Origin of the sequence: Paenibacillus sp. RRE4 (assembly GCF_031844205.1) — a bacterium.
Lineage (GTDB): Bacteria > Bacillota > Bacilli > Paenibacillales > Paenibacillaceae > Paenibacillus > Paenibacillus xylanexedens_B.
In genome coordinates this window covers 1,380,617-1,397,861 of sequence record NZ_JAUZUT010000001.1, presented here as the reverse complement: position 1 = coordinate 1,397,861, position 17,245 = coordinate 1,380,617, and the positions used below count along the sequence as shown (strand labels likewise).

The 17,245-nt window shown below is 46.6% G+C and carries 18 protein-coding genes; 2 read left to right on the top strand and 16 right to left on the bottom strand.

Annotation, left to right across the window (positions count from 1 at the left end; all coding sequences use genetic code 11):
• Positions 1 to 188: 188 nt before the first annotated feature.
• The 4 genes from dprA to Q9R46_RS06375 form a co-directional block, all read right to left on the bottom strand.
• Entirely contained in the window at positions 189 to 1,319 is a 1,131-nt protein-coding gene (gene dprA / locus Q9R46_RS06390) for a DNA-processing protein DprA (RefSeq protein WP_311279352.1), read from the bottom strand.
• Between the two features lie 240 nt (positions 1,320 to 1,559).
• Positions 1,560 to 2,489 (bottom strand): succinate--CoA ligase subunit alpha, encoded by a 930-nt coding sequence (gene sucD, locus Q9R46_RS06385; protein ID WP_090923883.1) that lies wholly within the window; start codon positions 2,487 to 2,489, stop codon positions 1,560 to 1,562.
• A 63-nt stretch (positions 2,490 to 2,552) separates the two neighbouring features.
• Positions 2,553 to 3,713: an ADP-forming succinate--CoA ligase subunit beta gene (gene sucC, locus Q9R46_RS06380; protein WP_145329739.1), complete on the bottom strand. Its 1,161-nt coding sequence runs from the start codon at positions 3,711 to 3,713 to the stop codon at positions 2,553 to 2,555.
• Positions 3,714 to 3,963: 250 nt separating this feature from the next.
• Positions 3,964 to 4,419: a MarR family winged helix-turn-helix transcriptional regulator gene (locus tag Q9R46_RS06375; protein WP_145329737.1), complete on the bottom strand. Its 456-nt coding sequence runs from the start codon at positions 4,417 to 4,419 to the stop codon at positions 3,964 to 3,966.
• A 439-nt stretch (positions 4,420 to 4,858) separates the two neighbouring features.
• On the opposite strand from Q9R46_RS06375, the gene Q9R46_RS06370 reads away from it, so the two are divergent.
• Positions 4,859 to 6,469, top strand: coding sequence for a YifB family Mg chelatase-like AAA ATPase (locus Q9R46_RS06370; RefSeq protein ID WP_311279351.1), 1,611 nt, complete (start codon positions 4,859 to 4,861; stop codon positions 6,467 to 6,469).
• A gap of 325 nt (positions 6,470 to 6,794) precedes the next feature.
• On the opposite strand, the gene Q9R46_RS06365 is transcribed toward Q9R46_RS06370, so the two are convergent.
• From Q9R46_RS06365 to rplS, 8 genes are all read right to left on the bottom strand, one after another.
• Entirely contained in the window at positions 6,795 to 7,346 is a 552-nt protein-coding gene (locus tag Q9R46_RS06365; RefSeq protein ID WP_311279350.1) for a nitroreductase family protein, read from the bottom strand.
• Between the two features lie 177 nt (positions 7,347 to 7,523).
• Positions 7,524 to 7,922 carry a YraN family protein gene (locus Q9R46_RS06360; protein WP_311279349.1) on the bottom strand — a complete coding sequence of 133 codons (399 nt, stop codon included), beginning with the start codon at positions 7,920 to 7,922 and terminating at the stop codon, positions 7,524 to 7,526.
• The gene (locus Q9R46_RS06355; RefSeq protein WP_311279348.1) at positions 7,916 to 8,227 is read right to left on the bottom strand and encodes an EscU/YscU/HrcU family type III secretion system export apparatus switch protein; all 312 of its coding nucleotides are present in this window, start codon (positions 8,225 to 8,227) and stop codon (positions 7,916 to 7,918) included. Before Q9R46_RS06355 ends, Q9R46_RS06360 begins: the two co-directional genes overlap by 7 nt.
• Positions 8,224 to 10,332 (bottom strand): DNA ligase, encoded by a 2,109-nt coding sequence (locus tag Q9R46_RS06350; RefSeq protein WP_311279347.1) that lies wholly within the window; start codon positions 10,330 to 10,332, stop codon positions 8,224 to 8,226. The genes Q9R46_RS06355 and Q9R46_RS06350 overlap by 4 nt, the downstream gene beginning before the upstream one ends.
• A gap of 31 nt (positions 10,333 to 10,363) precedes the next feature.
• Positions 10,364 to 11,068 (bottom strand): ribonuclease HII, encoded by a 705-nt coding sequence (locus Q9R46_RS06345; RefSeq protein ID WP_244159417.1) that lies wholly within the window; start codon positions 11,066 to 11,068, stop codon positions 10,364 to 10,366.
• Between the two features lie 413 nt (positions 11,069 to 11,481).
• Entirely contained in the window at positions 11,482 to 12,345 is an 864-nt protein-coding gene (gene ylqF, locus Q9R46_RS06340; protein WP_110893198.1) for a ribosome biogenesis GTPase YlqF, read from the bottom strand.
• Between the two features lie 37 nt (positions 12,346 to 12,382).
• Positions 12,383 to 13,003 carry a signal peptidase I gene (lepB, locus tag Q9R46_RS06335; RefSeq protein ID WP_145329725.1) on the bottom strand — a complete coding sequence of 207 codons (621 nt, stop codon included), beginning with the start codon at positions 13,001 to 13,003 and terminating at the stop codon, positions 12,383 to 12,385.
• 304 nt (positions 13,004 to 13,307) lie between these two features.
• Complete coding sequence (rplS, locus tag Q9R46_RS06330; RefSeq protein ID WP_024630190.1) at positions 13,308 to 13,649, bottom strand: 50S ribosomal protein L19; 342 nt, start codon at positions 13,647 to 13,649, stop codon at positions 13,308 to 13,310.
• A gap of 402 nt (positions 13,650 to 14,051) precedes the next feature.
• Here rplS and Q9R46_RS06325 point away from each other — a divergent pair, with 402 nt between their 5' ends.
• Positions 14,052 to 14,999 carry a polysaccharide deacetylase family protein gene (locus tag Q9R46_RS06325; protein WP_311279346.1) on the top strand — a complete coding sequence of 316 codons (948 nt, stop codon included), beginning with the start codon at positions 14,052 to 14,054 and terminating at the stop codon, positions 14,997 to 14,999.
• Positions 15,000 to 15,097: 98 nt separating this feature from the next.
• On the opposite strand, the gene trmD is transcribed toward Q9R46_RS06325, so the two are convergent.
• The 4 genes from trmD to rpsP form a co-directional block, all read right to left on the bottom strand.
• The gene (gene trmD, locus Q9R46_RS06320; protein ID WP_145329723.1) at positions 15,098 to 15,859 is read right to left on the bottom strand and encodes a tRNA (guanosine(37)-N1)-methyltransferase TrmD; all 762 of its coding nucleotides are present in this window, start codon (positions 15,857 to 15,859) and stop codon (positions 15,098 to 15,100) included.
• A gap of 1 nt (position 15,860) precedes the next feature.
• A complete protein-coding gene (gene rimM, locus Q9R46_RS06315) occupies positions 15,861 to 16,373 on the bottom strand; it encodes a ribosome maturation factor RimM (protein ID WP_311279345.1) in 513 nt (170 codons plus the stop codon).
• A 291-nt stretch (positions 16,374 to 16,664) separates the two neighbouring features.
• Complete coding sequence (locus Q9R46_RS06310; RefSeq protein ID WP_090923895.1) at positions 16,665 to 16,895, bottom strand: KH domain-containing protein; 231 nt, start codon at positions 16,893 to 16,895, stop codon at positions 16,665 to 16,667.
• Positions 16,896 to 16,918: 23 nt separating this feature from the next.
• Positions 16,919 to 17,191, bottom strand: coding sequence for a 30S ribosomal protein S16 (rpsP, locus tag Q9R46_RS06305; protein WP_056700527.1), 273 nt, complete (start codon positions 17,189 to 17,191; stop codon positions 16,919 to 16,921).
• Positions 17,192 to 17,245: the final 54 nt, after the last annotated feature.

Here is a 17,245-nt window from a genome sequence, read left to right as displayed (position 1 = left end):
ATCCGATGATAAGCGTATGCTTCCGATGCAGCTTTCTTCCAGAAAGCTTTTAGGCGAACACTTCGTTTCTTCAGGTTTTTTCTGTCCTCTCCATTGTTGTGTAAATTAAGCATTCAAATTATATAGTTAAATACTTCACTTCATACTTCGTATTATATACTCCACATACTGCACAGGTTGCAGCATCGTCATACCCTCGCATACTTGGTTCCTGGTAATTGGCTAATCTGCTTTTTTATGATTAAAGATAACAGAACTGAATGTAAATGTCCAAAATCCCAACCCAACCGCTCTATCAATTGATCTAAAGACTGCTCTTCCTGCTCAAGTAAAATGATGATACGTCGTTCATCTGTAGAAAGTTCTGCCTTTGGAAATAAATCTTGCTCTGCATGTCCTGACATTTCTGCCGAACGTCCTCTATTGTAAGGAAGTTGTTCTGCATTTGGCAAGTCCAAACAATACTCTTCTAATAAATCAGCAGCACAAGTGACCAATTTGGCCCCCTGCCGTATTAAATTATGTGCCCCTCGACTCTTCGGCGAAGTAATCGGCCCTGGAACTGCAAATACATCTCTACCTGCCTCGAGTGCTGCATCTGCGGTGATGAGAGAACCACTTCGTATATCCGCTTCTACAACGAGCGTTCCCAATGTTAATCCTGCGATAATCCGGTTTCGCTCGGGAAAAAGACCCTGACGAGCCCTGGTTCCCAGAGGATACTCTGACAAAAGTAGGCCCGTTTCAGCAATTTGTTCCGCTAAGCTCGTATTCTCTGGTGGGTAGACCATGTCTACCCCCGTACCAAAAACGGCAATGGTTTTCCCTTCTACTCTTAAAACAGCTTCATGGCACACACGATCAATACCTCTGGCAAGTCCACTGACAATGGTTAACCCCGCAAGAGACAATTGCTCTGCAAGCTTTTCCCCAACCTTACGCCCGTAAACTGTAGGCATCCTTGTTCCTACCATCGCAATCGAAGGTTGATGTAATAACCGAGTATCTCCTCGAGTGTACATCACCCAGGGAGGCTGTGCGGTTTCCTTCATTAATATAGGATAATTTGAATCCAGATAAGTAATAACCTCGATCCCGCGATTATAAACCTGCTCTCTTCTGCTCTCAATCCAGCCGGCATTAAATTCTCTAGCCAAACGAGTCGCCTGATCCTTCCTCAGTCCAGCTTCAATCCAGTCTCCTTCCTCGTAATAAAGCAACTCCTGCAACGAGTGCTGACCTGTCATCAATTTTGCAACACTTTTCTTCCCGATGCCTTCCATTTCATAGAGTCCAAGCAAAATCCAGCGTTCTTCCATATTCATGCCTCCTGTAAGAGGACAAATTGCCCTCTAATTGTGTGATAAACAACGATAAATTGCAAACGTTAACATATTCTGCACACTAAAGCTCGCCCGCATTTTTCTAAAAAAACGCAAAAAAGCAACCCTTCGCCCTGTTTAAAGGACAAAAGGTTGCTTACCTTTACCGTCTCCTGAATCAACGGCTCCGAAAATGAGTCATTTCCGTGCTGTTTCTTCTATTATAACGGAATAGGATTAATGTGTCGTGCACAAATTCAAAATACCGCGTTCTTCGAGCACACTTACCAAAGTGGAGCCCATTTCCGCTGGTGTCGGAGCAACTTTAATACCGCATGATTCCAGCTTCGCAATTTTCTCTTTGGCTGTACCCTTACCGCCAGAGATAATCGCACCCGCATGACCCATACGTTTGCCTGGAGGCGCTGTAACACCACCGATGAATCCTACCACCGGTTTAGTCATGTTAGCTGCCACCCATTCTGCTGCATCCTCTTCCGCAGTACCGCCGATCTCACCAATCATGATGACAGCATGTGTCTGTGGATCTTCATTGAAACGTTTCAAGATATCGATGAACTCAGAGCCTTTAACCGGGTCTCCTCCTATACCTACCGCAGAAGATTGGCCAATACCACGAGTTGTGAGCTGATGAACAGCCTCATACGTCAGTGTTCCACTACGTGAAACGACACCAACATGCCCTGGCATATGAATGTATCCAGGCATAATGCCGATCTTACACTCGCCCGGTGTGATAACACCTGGACAGTTAGGCCCAATCAATACTGTATTTTTTCCGTCCATGAAACGGTCTACTTTGACCATATCCAGAACCGGAATACCTTCTGTAATACAGATGACCAAATCCAGTTCTGCATCAACAGCTTCCATAATGGAATCCGCTGCAAATGCAGGAGGAACATAGATGACGCTCGCTGTTGCGCCAGTAGCCTCCTTCGCTTCCTGCACCGTGTTGAATACCGGCAAGCTGACTACTGAACCGTCTTCCAGCGTGATGTCAACATTGGTTCCGCCTTTGCCTGGCGTAACACCGCCTACCATTTGGGTTCCGTAGTCCAATGCGCCCTTCGTGTGGAACATTCCCGTTGAACCCGTAATGCCTTGCGTAATGACTTTTGTATTTTTATCGATCAAAATACTCACGTTGCTTCACATCCTTACGGTTATTTTTCAATTCCCGGACAGCTCCGGTACGAAGGAATGGACCTATTTTACGAGGGCAACAATTTTCTGTGCTCCATCGGCCATGGAATCAGCAGGAACGATATTCAGGCCGGATTCACCCAAAATACGTTTGCCCAGTTCCACGTTAGTTCCTTCAAGACGAACAACCAGCGGTTTGGTCAGGCCAAGCTGCTTCGCTGCTTCAACAACACCGTTGGCAATGACATCACAACGCATAATACCACCGAAGATGTTAACAAAGATACCGGCTACTTTGGCATCGGACAGAATGATCTTGAATGCTTCCGTAACTTTCTCTGTTGTTGCACCGCCCCCAACATCTAGGAAGTTGGCCGGGTCTCCACCATAATATTTGATGATGTCCATCGTAGCCATCGCAAGTCCCGCACCGTTAACCATACAGCCAATGTTGCCGTCAAGCGCTATGTAGCTGAGGTCGTATTTGGAAGCTTCGATTTCTTTTTCATCTTCCTCATCCAAGTCACGAAGTTCTTGAATATCTTTGTGACGGAAGAGAGCGTTGGAGTCAAAGTTCAGCTTTGCATCCAGCGCGATAACGTTTCCATCTCCGGTAACAACCAGCGGGTTGATCTCGGCAATGGAGCAATCTTTTTCAACAAATGCCTTGTACAAGGCGAGCATGAACTTCACAGCTTTATTCACGAGTTCATTCGGAATTTTGATGCTGTAAGCCAGCTTGCGAGCCTGGAACACTTGCAATCCGATTGCAGGGTCAACAACCTCTTTGAAAATTTTCTCAGGTGTAGCTTCAGCTACTTCTTCGATCTCTGTTCCGCCTTCTTCGGAAGCCATCATGACTACACGTCCTGTAGCACGATCGACAACAACACCCACATAATATTCTTTGCGGATATCGCATCCTTCTTCAATCAAAAGACGTTTTACTTCTTTACCTTCTGGTCCTGTCTGATGGGTTACTAATACTTTGCCCAAAATTTCGGATGCATAGGCACGAACTTCCTCTGTGCTTTTTGCTACTTTCACGCCGCCGGCTTTACCCCGACCCCCTGCGTGAATTTGCGCTTTAACTACAGTCACCGGACTGCCCAGTGCCTCTGCGGCCGCAACCGCTTCATCGACTGTATAAGCAACCTTTCCGTTTGGAACGGTAACTCCATACTGTTTCAGTACTTCTTTTCCTTGATATTCATGGATATTCATTCTCGAATCCTCCTATCAACATGACTGCAACAAGGCGGGCTGGTAGACGAACAAAAGACATATGTTGACTATTTTCACTTAAACCCAATTCATTGTAACATGTTTTTAAAACGCTTTCCTTAAAAAAGTAATGGTTAATAGACAGCATTTTGATATGGATATGATCCCTTTTTGTGAATGCTTGGATATATATGGAAAAAAACCTTAACCGAGTAGGCTAAGGTTTTTCATCACATGGAGACTTTTATTATTATTTTTTAGCCACATTGATATTCGTTTCATGAACTTTCTCAAGCAAACCCTTAAACTGTCCAAGCAGTGTTTCAAACTCTGTGCTGTTCAAGCAAGCATCTCCCTGAATGGCTTCAGGTATGGATAATGCCTTATTCTTGAGTTCACGTCCCGCATCGGTTAGTGTAATCATCACTTTACGCTCGTCTTGTGCAGAGCGCTCACGATGGATGAACCCGGCTGATTGCAACCGTTTGAGAAGAGGCGTCAGCGTACCTGAGTCGAGGTACAAGGCTTCACCGATTTCCTTAACGGTACATTCCTGCCGCTCCCACAATACCATTAATACCAGATATTGAGAGTACGTTACACCAAGCACTTCCAAATAGGGCTGGTACAATTTTGTAATTTCACGTGAACAAGCGTATATGGCGAAGCATAATTGATTATCCAGCTTTAAACGGTCTGTCTGCATGTTGTCTGTCTCACCTGCCTAATGTACTTTAAATTGCATATCTTATTGGGTTAATCATCCTGCTTCGCCTTTATTAGCGGCGAATTTTAGTTTCCCCATTACTATCTTATCACAAAATAGATTAAAAAAAGAATAATTGAGCACAAATTATTTTACTTTCTTATTTAATCATGTTAAATTAAGTTGTATAAAATATAATTACAGGTGATCAAAGTATGAATAACCCACTTATGTTAGGGTTATGTTAGGGCGATCATCAGAACAACCACAATCACCAGAACAATTCAGGATCAGACAAACTTATCTCATAACCATTCACACCGGGTTGACGCTCTGATTCCTTTTATATAAAATGCTAGTAGAAGCTGAGGAAGCACCTTAATTCGAGACTGGCTCGCCCTGCGCGGAGCCTACTATTCGAGTGAGGTGTTTCTTTGTTATGTATGGAAAGCTGTATAGCTCGTGTCTGTATGGAATTGACGGTGTATTAATTGAAGTTGAAACGGATTTATCTAATGGTTTACCTCTGACCTCCATTATCGGACTACCGGATTCGGCGGTCAGAGAAGCTGTGGAACGCGTTCGGGCGGCGATTAAAAACTGTGGATATCAGTATCCTTTGCAACGTATTACGATTAATTTGGCCCCGGCAGATCTGCGTAAGGAAGGCTCCTCCTTTGATCTTGCTATTGCCATTGCGTTACTTACAACCAGCGGTCAGCTTGTTCTTCCCCCGCAGGAACGCACTTTAGTTCTCGGGGAACTGGCACTGGATGGTTCAATCCGGCCTGTACCCGGGATATTGTCGATGGTTGATCTAGCCAAAAGACAAGGCTTTACTTCGGTTCTGCTCCCTTATGAGAACGTGGAGGAGGCACGTTTGATTCGTGGAATCGGGATTTATGGGCTTCAACATTTGAAGGACCTTGCTCGTGATCATACCTTTACATCCCAAGGTTTAAATGGCAACACATCCGGGGGAACAGCGAGTGCGGGGCCAATCATCTTAAAAGACTACAGTCACCTTCATTTCTCCGAACCTTCCAGTGCACGTTCCAGTCAAGGTAGAGAAATTTTCTCTTCCCCACTTGAAGACTATAGTGATGTACTTGGACAGCATCATGTCAAGCGTGCACTAATGATTGCCGCTGCGGGCATGCATAATATCATGCTGGTTGGCCCACCTGGTACAGGCAAAACGATGCTGATTAAACGATTACCGACGATTTTACCCCCTTTATCGGAAGAAGAAGCACTTGAAGTAACTAAAGTGTTAAGTGCGGCAGGACATCTAAAAGAAGCACCTCAAGGACTGATTGCAGACAGACCCTTTCGGTCACCTCATCATACGATATCCACCTCCGGCTTGATTGGGGGCGGCGGCATTCCAAAGCCAGGCGAGGTCAGTCTCGCTCATCGCGGAATTTTGTTTCTGGATGAACTACCGGAGTTCCAGCGTCAGGTTCTTGAAGTACTAAGACAGCCGCTTGAAGATCAGACCGTTACGATCAGTAGGGCAAGAGCTGCGTTCACTTTTCCTGCACAATTCATGCTGGCCTGTTCAATGAACCCTTGTCCCTGCGGTTATCTGTCGGCTCAGGCGGAGGAACAGCGTTGTATCTGCAGTCCGGCTCGCGTTGCAGCGTACAGGGCAAAAATTTCGGGCCCACTGCTGGATCGTATCGATCTGCAAGTCGAAGTTCCCCCACCAGGAGATTGGCGTATGGCTGGCACTTCCCCTTCATCTGTCGAGATGCAAGCAAAAGTGATGGTCGCCCATTCCATTCAGGCCAAACGCTACCTGAACCGTTCAGTGCGCTGGAACAGTCAGCTCTCTGGCACATTTTTACGGAAGACCATACATCTACCTCGTGAAGCAGAGCAGTTGTTGGATCAAACAATACAGACGCTGAATCTGAGTATGCGTGCCCATGACCGAATTATGAAAATGGCACAAACTATTGCTGACTTGGATCATGAAGGTGAGATTGTGACAGCCCATGTCGCGGAAGCGATACAATATCGGCAGTTAGACTTGAGTTTATTTTAATACTGATATTCAGATGCTAAGCAAAAGCCGTATTTGAACTCTGCTTACATGTTAATGAAGAGTACCTATACGGCCTGGTTGGCATTATAAGCACATTCAAAAGGAGTCGGGAGTCGTGTTGAACAACCCTCAAACGCTTACTCGGATGTAGATTTAATGTTAACAATTAAAGAGTTTGGAAATCGATTTGAAACAATGATGAAAACAGTGAACTTGTCACACTATTCCGAAATAACTGATCCGCTTGATTGCCCGGCATTCAGACGTTATCCCGATCTCTATTGCAAAAAAAGACCACATGCATGTGGTCTCGAATGAAGTTCTTTTATTCAAATAACGTTAGCTTCTCCTTGGCAGGTGTACGCTCTTTCGCTGATGGGATGACATCGGGGTATCCCATATAGATCATTCCAATAATTTTTTCTCCCGCCTTGATACCTAGTGGCTTCCGAAATTTAGGTGCATATAAAAATGGTTTGGTCACCCAAAATGTGCCTATATTTTCGCTCCATGCTGCAAGCATAAAGTTCTGAACCATGGTGCTGACTGCGGCAAAATCCTCATCCCAGATCGCTTGTCTCGGGTCTTCCTCCAGCACAACCAGCAAAATAGCAGGCACCTGTTGCACACTCTCCGAAAACTTGTTATCCTCACCCATCTCGGCTTCAATGGCCTCTGCGAGCTTTTTGCGTCCTTTGCCATTGAACAACACAAATCTCCACGGCTCACGCAATTTATGGTTAGGTGCCCAAACGGCTGTATCCAGCAAATCGATGATTTGCTCCGTTGGAACAGGATCTTTCTTGAATTTTTTGACGGTGCGGCGATTCTCGATCGCATGGCGGACTTCGTTGATTGTCTTCGTCGTTTTACTCATGGGTCATGCCTCCCTCTCCAAATGGTACACAACAGGTTGCAATTTTTATTATACACCTCTATGTTAGCCAGATTCAAAGGATGGCAAATTTGAGAGTTCCGGATCAAATAGAAAAAGATGAACTATAGACAGCATACTTGTCTATAAGCTCATCCATTTTATCAACCAACTTCAAACTTAAAATGCATTTTCTATATGATTTATGGACATGATGTCCCCAAAATGGTTCATCATCACCGCTATGACATCAAATCGAATCTGACGAGTATATTCTCCGTTCATTTGCAGATAAACCGCCGCCGTCGAACGAACCTGTTGCATTTTGCGCTGATCGACAGACTCTTGTGGAGTTCCGAATCCTGAATTGAAACTTCGGCTTCGCACCTCAACAAAAATCAACAACTCTTCACGTGCCGCAATAATATCGACTTCTCCGCTACGACAACGCCAGTTTCGCTGCAGGATAGAATAACCTTGTTTCACTAACCAGCGGCAAGCTTCCTCTTCGCCTAACTTTCCCTTTTGCTGACGGGTCAACTTGCCACTAGGTTTCTGGCCAGATCCCTGTTCTACCATGATTCGTTATCACTTCGGCCCGAAGCAAGCCGATCGGCTTGATAAACATAGGTAAGCACCTCTGCTACCAACTGATACAATTCTGTCGGGATCTGTTCATCCAGATCCAGCTTGGAGAGCACTTCAACTAAAGCTGCGTCCTCCTGTACGGGAACGCCGTTTTCCTTGGCTTTGTCCAGAATGGCTTCAGCTACTTTGCCACGGCCTTTGGCTACAACAACAGGTGCTTCACTTTCTCCCGGGACATATTTTAGTGCAACTGCTTTTTTCGATAACAGGTCCGGCTGTGCTGATTCATCTTTCATACCTTGAAATCCACCCCTTTGTATCGCTCAGGGCTATAATCTGCAGCAGTTATCTTACGCTCCATCCCCGGCTCCTGCCCTGCCGGCCAAGGTTCTGCCCGGAAGGTCAACAGCTGATATCCAAGCTTGTCCAGCGATTGATGGATCACTTCACGTCCACTCTCCAAAAGCGCTCCCATTTCTTCCCGATCGTTTAGGACACGCAAACTGACAATGTTATTGACCACATGTACATCAACGAGGGTATGCCCCAAACTTCTCATTTCCAAGTCAAACAGCAAACGGCAATTCGAGGCATCCAATTCCCCACGCGGACCGCGGCGTGATTGAATCTGCACAGAGGCTGTCTGTTCACCGTCCGGACCCGTGATGGGGATAAACCAGTGCATTTGCGCAAACGCTGCACCGCGATCGGTTGTAAGCAATAGCTGCTGACCCGTCAGGTATTGTATGGCTTGATTGGCGGCATCTTTCAGCGCCGCCGGGGCACTGTCGCTGCTGGCTAACTGCAGCAGCAGACCCTTAAGCGAGTCCGTGTTCGCCGGACTCGCTGCCTCACCCACGCGCGGCTGCATCGCCGCGCCGTGAACGGCCTGCTGCTCGTGCTCCGCACCGAGCAGCTTCAGCACGCGCCCCACCCACGGGTCTCCCCCGTGGGTGACGGGCGCGTGCGCTGCCGCCGCACCTGCGGGAGCGCCGGCAACACCGCCAGCCGGCTGCGCATCAGCGCCGGCTGGCAAGGGCTGCGGCGAGCCTGCGGCAGCCGCAGCCGCTTGGCCGCCCTGCTGCGCAGCAGGGGCGGCTTGTGCTGCCGCACCCGGCTGTGCCGGTGCGGCAGTGGACGCGTTGCGCAGCGCGTCCAGTAGCGCCAGCAGCTTTGGCGCCAGCTGTGCTGGCGTAGGCGCTACTGGCGCGGCCTGCCCTGCTGCGGACGGTGTCGCCGCAGCAGCAGGCGTGTCTGCGCGGCCGTCTGCACGCACGGCCGCACCTTCCGGCTGGCCCGCACTTGCACGGCCAGCCGAAGCTTCCGCCGCCCCAGGTGTACCCGGGCGGCTCGCAACTTGGCCCGCTTCCGTAACTCGCGGCGAGCCTTCCCCAGGTATTCCGGTGCCAGCCGGAATACCTGCATTGCCTTTGCCAGCCGTTTCCGCTTGGCTGGCAACACTCTTCGCAACAGCCTCAGCCCCTGTCTGTCCACCATTCGCCTGGCCTGCATTCGACGGCACGTTACCTTTAGCCCGTTGCCCCTGGTCTGATGCCGCACTTTCAACAACATCTGTAGTCAATCCTGCACCCGCCGCTGGAGTGGTCTGAACCTGATTCGGCTGTGACGCTACAGGAGAGGCTACGGGTATTCCAACTCCTGGCCTGCTCACATTTACCACTGGTGGTCCCTCTTCTGGCTGAACAGCAACATTAGTCAAGGCGCCAGAAGCTCCGGCCTGTCCTGTGGACGCCACCGCTTTCAAGCCTGCTGCTTCGCCGCCAGGGAGCGGCTTACCTGCCACCGTTTGAGACAAAAATGACTCCAGTTGATCCGCAAGACCACTTAACAACTGATGCAAAGGAGGTCCAAATACGGTCTGATGTAAACCTTTCACCGTTTCTGCCGTAACAGGCAAGCCCCGCTGAAAAGCAATGCCCGCCGCCTGTACCCATTCCTCCACAGGTACCTGTACAGGTTTGGCTACCATCATGTTTTGCACCATGGCTACGTTATCCTTGGTCAGCGGCAACCCACTGCGTTGCATAGCAAGTAACAACTCCCGGTTTTCTTTGGTATCCCCCAAACCTACCTCTTGCAGCAAGTTATTCAGTGAAGCCTGAGGTAGCTCTGCAAGCGAGCCAGCAACAGGTTTCATTACCGTTATACCGTTCTCACCCGGAGGTTGAACCTGCAGAAGCGTCGTCTCACCCGGACGGAGCGGTGTCTCCAGTTTGGCACGCACCTGCACCCCTTGAATCTGGAGCACAGCCTCTCCACCATCATCCGATACACTGACGACAGATCCACGAACGACCTGACCTTCTTTTAATTCGAGCGGCTTGGCGTTTCCGGGCTTACTGTCCCCCATTAAACCACGAATCATGGAGCTGATATTCAACTCGTTCTTCCTCCTTTCCGTTCCCTTTCAATTAAAACAACGTATGCTGCTCACCTAATAAATTCCCGAGAAAGCTCCGCCGATGCATCGGTGTTGCGCCGAGTGCCATGATCTGTTCCCGATGAAATTGAGTTGCATAGCCTTTATGTACGGGCAGACCATATTCCGGGTATAACGTATCCCATTCTTCCTTGCACAGCCGATCTCTCGTTACCTTGGCCACAATAGAAGCCGCTGCGATCGATTGGCTATTTGCATCCCCTTTAATAATAGACAACTGCGGTATATTCAAATCCACCTTTTCCGCGTCCACCAGCATGTAATGAGGTGTTACATCAAGTGCCTCTACCGCACGTTTCATCGCCAGTCTGGCGGCTTGTTTAATATTCAGACGATCAATCGTTTCCGCATCTGCATATCCTACACCTACAGCCAGCGCGTTCTCCATAATGATGTCATATAACGTATCGCGTTTCTTTTCTGACAACTTTTTAGAATCATTGACCCCTTCCAAAATAAGTCCTTGAGGCAAGATCACGGCCGCCGCAACCACATCCCCAAACAAACACCCTCGTCCCACTTCATCAATTCCTGCGATATATTCAAATCCGCTCCCCCAATACTCCCGCTCATACACCAACAGATCCCGAGGTTCGCTAGTTTCTTTTTTCTTTTTCTTCGGTTTGCGTTGCAGTTCTGGCAATGCAAGCTCCGGCATTTCATGGTTTGCTGTCATTCTGTTCATCTCCTCACCCATGTTTCATGTAGCTGTTTAATCCCATGTAATGTATATAATTAATTAGACGTAGGCTATCGCATATTTGTTCTGATTAATCGTATTCCTGCACAATGTTTCGTCTTAAAAGTATGATTTTTAAAAATATCCTGATGTCTTCATTTATCGGTTGTCATGACGTTAAATTGAATACATACAAACTGATGTTCTGCAAATTTTCAACATCATTTATCATAGCATGATTTCAGGACACCTCCTATACAGAACAAACAATTCCATCAAGCACACTTCACTTCATTTTTTTACCATACTCATGCCAGTTTTATATCCCCTGTAGCCTTAAAACACAAAAAGGCCGTTCCCGGTAATCCGGTAACGGCCGCTTCTTTCGGCTCTTGTAAGGATATTTTCGTTTAGTAAGGAGCTTCCATGGAGAAACGCCCCATCTTGCCCGCTCTTAATTCCCGCAGAAACGCTCGTGATGCCTTCTCCAGATCAATCCGTCCACCACTGATGACACAACCGCGGATTCGGCCGACCTGCTCCATAATGGCAATAACACTGTCCGAATCGTCCGCATCTCTGGAGAACTCTTGAAGACCATATCTCTCTTCCAGCGCGTCCCAGTAATAACGCATCAGATAACTGATTCCGAAAAATGCGATATCCTCTGCATTCAGGATTTCTTCTTTGATCGCACCCGTCACAGCAAGTCGGTAACCTACGTTTTGATCTTCAAATTTCGGCCACAGAATACCTGGGGTGTCCAGCAGTTCCATTTCCTTGCCTACTTTTATCCATTGCTGGCCTTTGGTTACACCTGGACGATCTCCAGTTGCAGCAATGCTCCGTCCAGCCAAACGATTGATCAATGTGGATTTACCTACGTTAGGAATACCGACAATCAAGCCTCGAACAGCTCGGGGATTAATGCCTTTTGCCAGTTGACGATCAATCTTCTCCTTTAGAAGGAGTCTTGCCTGAGCAGGAATATCTTTGACATTGGTACCTGTTGAAGCATCCACAGGGAACGCTGTAATGCCTTCTTTTTTAAAATACTCAATCCACTCTTGTGTCACTTTGGCATCCGCCAAATCCGACTTATTGAGCAAAATCATGCGGGGTTTATCCATCAAAATCTCGTCAATCATCGGATTACGGCTGGAGACAGGCAGACGGGCATCCAATAGTTCGATGACCACGTCAATGAGCTTCAACTTGTCCTGAATCTGGCGTCTGGCTCGGGTCATATGACCTGGAAACCATTGTATCGTCACCTTGTCTTCACCTCATTTAATACATGCTTTAAGTTTTTTAGTGGTTGATCCACTTAATTTCTCCAATAGGCCAGAAAATAACATCAGCACGGCCAATAATCTCTTTAAGGGACACATAACCGATCATTCGGCTATCTGTACTGTTAGGTCGATTATCCCCCATAACAAACACATGACCCGCTGGCACTTTACCATCTGGGAATTGTTCATTCGGGAAATCCTTCACGTTATACGTTCCGCCACTCGCTTCAGCCGCATCAATAGCACCCTGGATGTAGGTCTCATTCACCTTTTGTCCATTTACCGTTACGGTGTCTCCCTGAACCTGAACCGTATCTCCCGCTACTGCGATAACACGTTTAATGAAATCCCGTCCTTCGGAAGGTACATGGAAGACGATTACTTCGCCACGTTTTGGCTCGCGGATATCATACAGTATCTCATTGACAATGACACGTTCTCCTGTCGAGAAATTCGGTTGCATGGATGGCCCGTCCACCACAAATGGTTTAAAAAGTAACCAGCGAATCAGAATAACCAGCACGAGTGCAATGACAATGGCCTTCAGCCACTCGACAATTTCATTTTTCGCTTTTTTGGATCGATTATTTTTTTCTTCCGCAGGTAAGCTCTGGTCCTGTTGAACTTCTTGTTCCATTCAAGATCTTCCTCTCTTCACAGTACATGATTATAGCAGTATACATTCAGCTTTTTGCTTCCTCCCTGTCTAAGACTAGAGAAAACAAATTATTCAACTCAGTTATGTAATTCTTGAAGCCAAGCATTACAACCGTACATTGAACCACAATTCAAATGCCTTGGATAACTGATGTCACAATCCTCCCGGACTTTACGCCGCATATCCGCCATACCATTTTACTCGGAAGTGTACCTCCGGTTCAACTTTTCCCGGACAAAAACGAAAAGGGCTTGTCTCCAAGCCCTTCCCGGTATCCGTTATATTAACGAATTTCTTTAATTCTCGCTGCTTTACCGCGTAGTTCACGAAGATAATAAAGCTTCGCACGACGCACTTTACCACGGCGAGCCACTTCGATTCTATCGATTTTAGGGGAATGAAGCGGGAAAGCTCTTTCCACACCTACACCGTAAGAAATTTTACGAACTGTAAAAGTCTCACTGATTCCACCACCACGGCGTTTAATCACAACACCTTCGAACAATTGGATACGCTCACGAGTTCCCTCGATTACCTTAACGTGCACTTTCAAAGTGTCACCAGGACGAAAACTCGGAATATCTTTGCGAAGTTGTTCTTGTGTAATCGCTTGAACGATATTCATCTATGACTCCCTCCTTCCGTACAGGCGTTCATACTTCTTCCAGAGATCACCTTGTCTCTTTCATTATCCATAGAGGACCGCCGTATTCCACACAACAGACTTATTGTATCACGCAGCATATCAAAACACAAGCAAAAATAAACAACTTTATAATGGATCACCTTACAAACATAAGTGTTTTTTTCAGGCCATAGTCCGCAAGTTCTCGTATCCACTTCCTCCCTTCTTATAAAGATAGGTAAAAATTTTGATCCCCTTTAAAAAAGTCAACCACTCTCGTGGATAAAATAATGTAACTTTCCGACATAGAAGATCGTCTATCATATACTTAAAAGCTCATTACACGGGCAGCGTAACGAATTTTAAGAAATAGATGAATGCTAAAGGAGAACCAGGAGAGACATGAAACACATCAGAAAATTATTGTTAGCCTCACTTGCCTTGCTTACATGCACCGTTACATTATACGCTTATGCTGTGAATCATCCCACCAACGCGTTATCCCATAAGGCCTGCTCGTCTTGGAATATCGTACAACGTAAATTCTTCACGTTAACTCACTCGGACTTTTCGTTGCATTCCAAGCTGGATCGCTCTAACTTTGTTATCAAACAAGGCACCGCTACAAAAGTTCCTGTTCTCATGTATCATTACGTTACCCCAAAAGTAGACAATCACGAGCCAAGGAATAAATCCATCATTGACCTGGATGTGTTCGAGCAGAATATGAAATATTTATACGAAAATGGATACCGAACAGTTACTCTGGCTCAGCTTGAACAATACGTTAACGGTGAAATCTCGCTACCCGAGAAATCATTTGTCATTACCTTTGATGACGGATATCAAAACAATTATACGCTGGCTTATCCCATACTCAAAAAATATCATTTCCATGCTTCCCTTTTTGTTATAGGTAGCCGGATTCAGTCCACACCAGTCGCTTTTAACCCTAGTAAAAAAAGTGATATCTCCAAGCAAGAGATGGCCGCAGGAAGCGATGTGTTTGAGTATAATAGCCACACCTTTAACTTGCATCACAAAGGATATATGGTATGTGGAGACGATCTGCCCGTTACGCTGGATACCAGCCTGCTGGATCACGATATTGAACAGATTAAACATATCGGTATCGATACGCCATATATCGCCTACCCTTATGGATATTTCAGTGAACAAATGATTTACAAACTCCATCAGCATGGATATCGCATGGGATTCACGGTTAGACCCGGATTCGTTCACCCTGGGGATTCACCAATGGTTTTACCTCGCTTAACTGTTACAAATGATACCGATCTCCCCACCCTGCTACAAACGGGCTCCAATGTACTCAGTGAGCGGTTCTAGATTAGTAATACTTCCTAAATAATAATTCAATTCTGTCCTGATTAAATCAAAAAAGCCGATGGATACAGTCTAAGCTGTCCACTCGGCTTTATCTTTACCTATTTCTTATCTCGTTCCGCTTGGTACTGTTCAAGCCATCTCCGTTCCTTCTCCGTCAAATCTGCCGACTCTAACAGTTCAGGTCTGCGCTCCAACGTACGAATTAGCGATTGTTCTCTACGCCAAGCCTCGATATTCAGATGGTGTCCAGACAAGAGCATATCTGGCACTTTCATGCCTCGAAATTCAGGCGGGCGAGTATAATGAGGGTACTCAAGCAATCCCGTACTGAATGAATCCGTCACTGCACTTGTCTCGTTGCCCAGTACTCCCGGAATCAGCCTTACAACGCTATCAATGGCCACCATAGCAGGTAGTTCTCCGCCAGTCAGAACATAGTCACCGATCGATAGTTCATCCGTCACCAGAAATTCGCGGATACGTTCATCATATCCCTCATAATGACCGCAGATAAAGATCAGATGATCTTCTTGAACCAGCTCTTCTGCCTTTTTCTGTGTAAACGTCTCGCCCTGCGGACACATTAGAATAATCCGGGGCGCTTTCATTGTGGTGGCAGCTTCTCCGCGTTGCTGCAAAACATCCTCTACGGCAGCAAAAATCGGATCGGGTTTGAGCACCATACCTCCACCGCCGCCATATGGTGCGTCATCCACAGTGTTATGTTTATTGGTTGCGTAATTACGGAAATTGGTCGCCCCAAGCGATACAAGCCCCTTGGCCTGCGCTTTACCCAGAATGCTTGTGCCAAACACACCGTCGAACATTTCCGGGAATAACGTTAATACATCCACCTTCATGTTACAGCAATCCTTCCATCAGGTGAATCTTGACCTGCTTCTGCTCTACGTCCACATCCAGAACAACATCGTCAATCACCGGAATCAGCACTTCTTTTCCCGCTGGTGTTTTGACTACCCATACATCATTCGCACCCGGGGTCAGAATCTCCGAAATCGTTCCGAGTGTTTCTCCCTCTTCCGTAATGACAGCACATCCTACGATTTGGTGGAAGTAATATTCTCCTTCTTCAAGCTCAGCAAGGTTTTCCTTGGATACTTTGGCGATCCCTCCCTTGAACTTCTCCACTTCGTTAATGTTGCCGTATTCTTTCAGACGAACGATATACATATTTTTATGCAAACGCGCAGATTCCACTGTAACCGGCACCGGACGATTATCCGGAGTAAACAAAAATAATTCAGCATTCTTGGCGAAACGTACTTCTGGAAAATCAGTCAAAGGCATAATCTTTAATTCGCCGCGAATCCCATGCGTATTCACAACTTTACCAACATTCATAAACTCTGCCATACAATCCTCCTACGAAATTCAATCAAAATGATAACCGATTACCCGCACACTCGACGGTCAGAAACATCTTCCGATCGCTGTTATCCCCGGATATCTTGAACATATTATCAAAAGTTGATATCCGGTGCTAAAGGCGAACACTTCGTTTCTTCAGATTTTTTCTGCCCGCTCCGTTAAAGTGTAATCTCCAAATTAATTTTAACCCTAAATTCCCATTAAACAATTAAATGATAAGTTCAGCATGCACGAAAAGGGGCTAGGACATGCATCCTAACCCCCTTTCGTATATCTTTAAGATATGATATCAACGGTAACCCGTTTATCCATCTTAACTGCTGCTGATGTGACGACCGTACGAAGAGATTTTGCGATTCGTCCTTGTTTTCCGATCACCTTTCCGACATCGTCGGGATGCACCGTCAACTCATAAACGACAAGCCGGTCTTTCTCAATCGTCCGAACCGCCACATCATCCGGATGATCGACCAAAGCCTTAGCAATTATGCTTACTAATTCTTCCATAGATGACCCTCCGAATCAGCACCTTATTTAGATAATTTGGACTCGTGGAATTTCTTCATCACGCCCGCTTTGCTCAGCAAGTTGCGGACAGTGTCGGATGCTTGCGCACCGTTTTGAAGCCATTGCAATGCTTTATCTTCATCGATCTTAACAACAGCCGGTTGTTCAACCGGGTTGTAGTAACCGATCTCCTCGATAAAACGACCGTCACGTGGGGAACGGGAATCCGATACCACTACGCGGTAGAAAGGAGCTTTGTGAGCACCCATACGTTTCAGACGAATACGAACTGCCATTTGAAAATTCACCTCCTTCAATGAAATCTGGTTCTCATGTAAACGGCTGTTCAA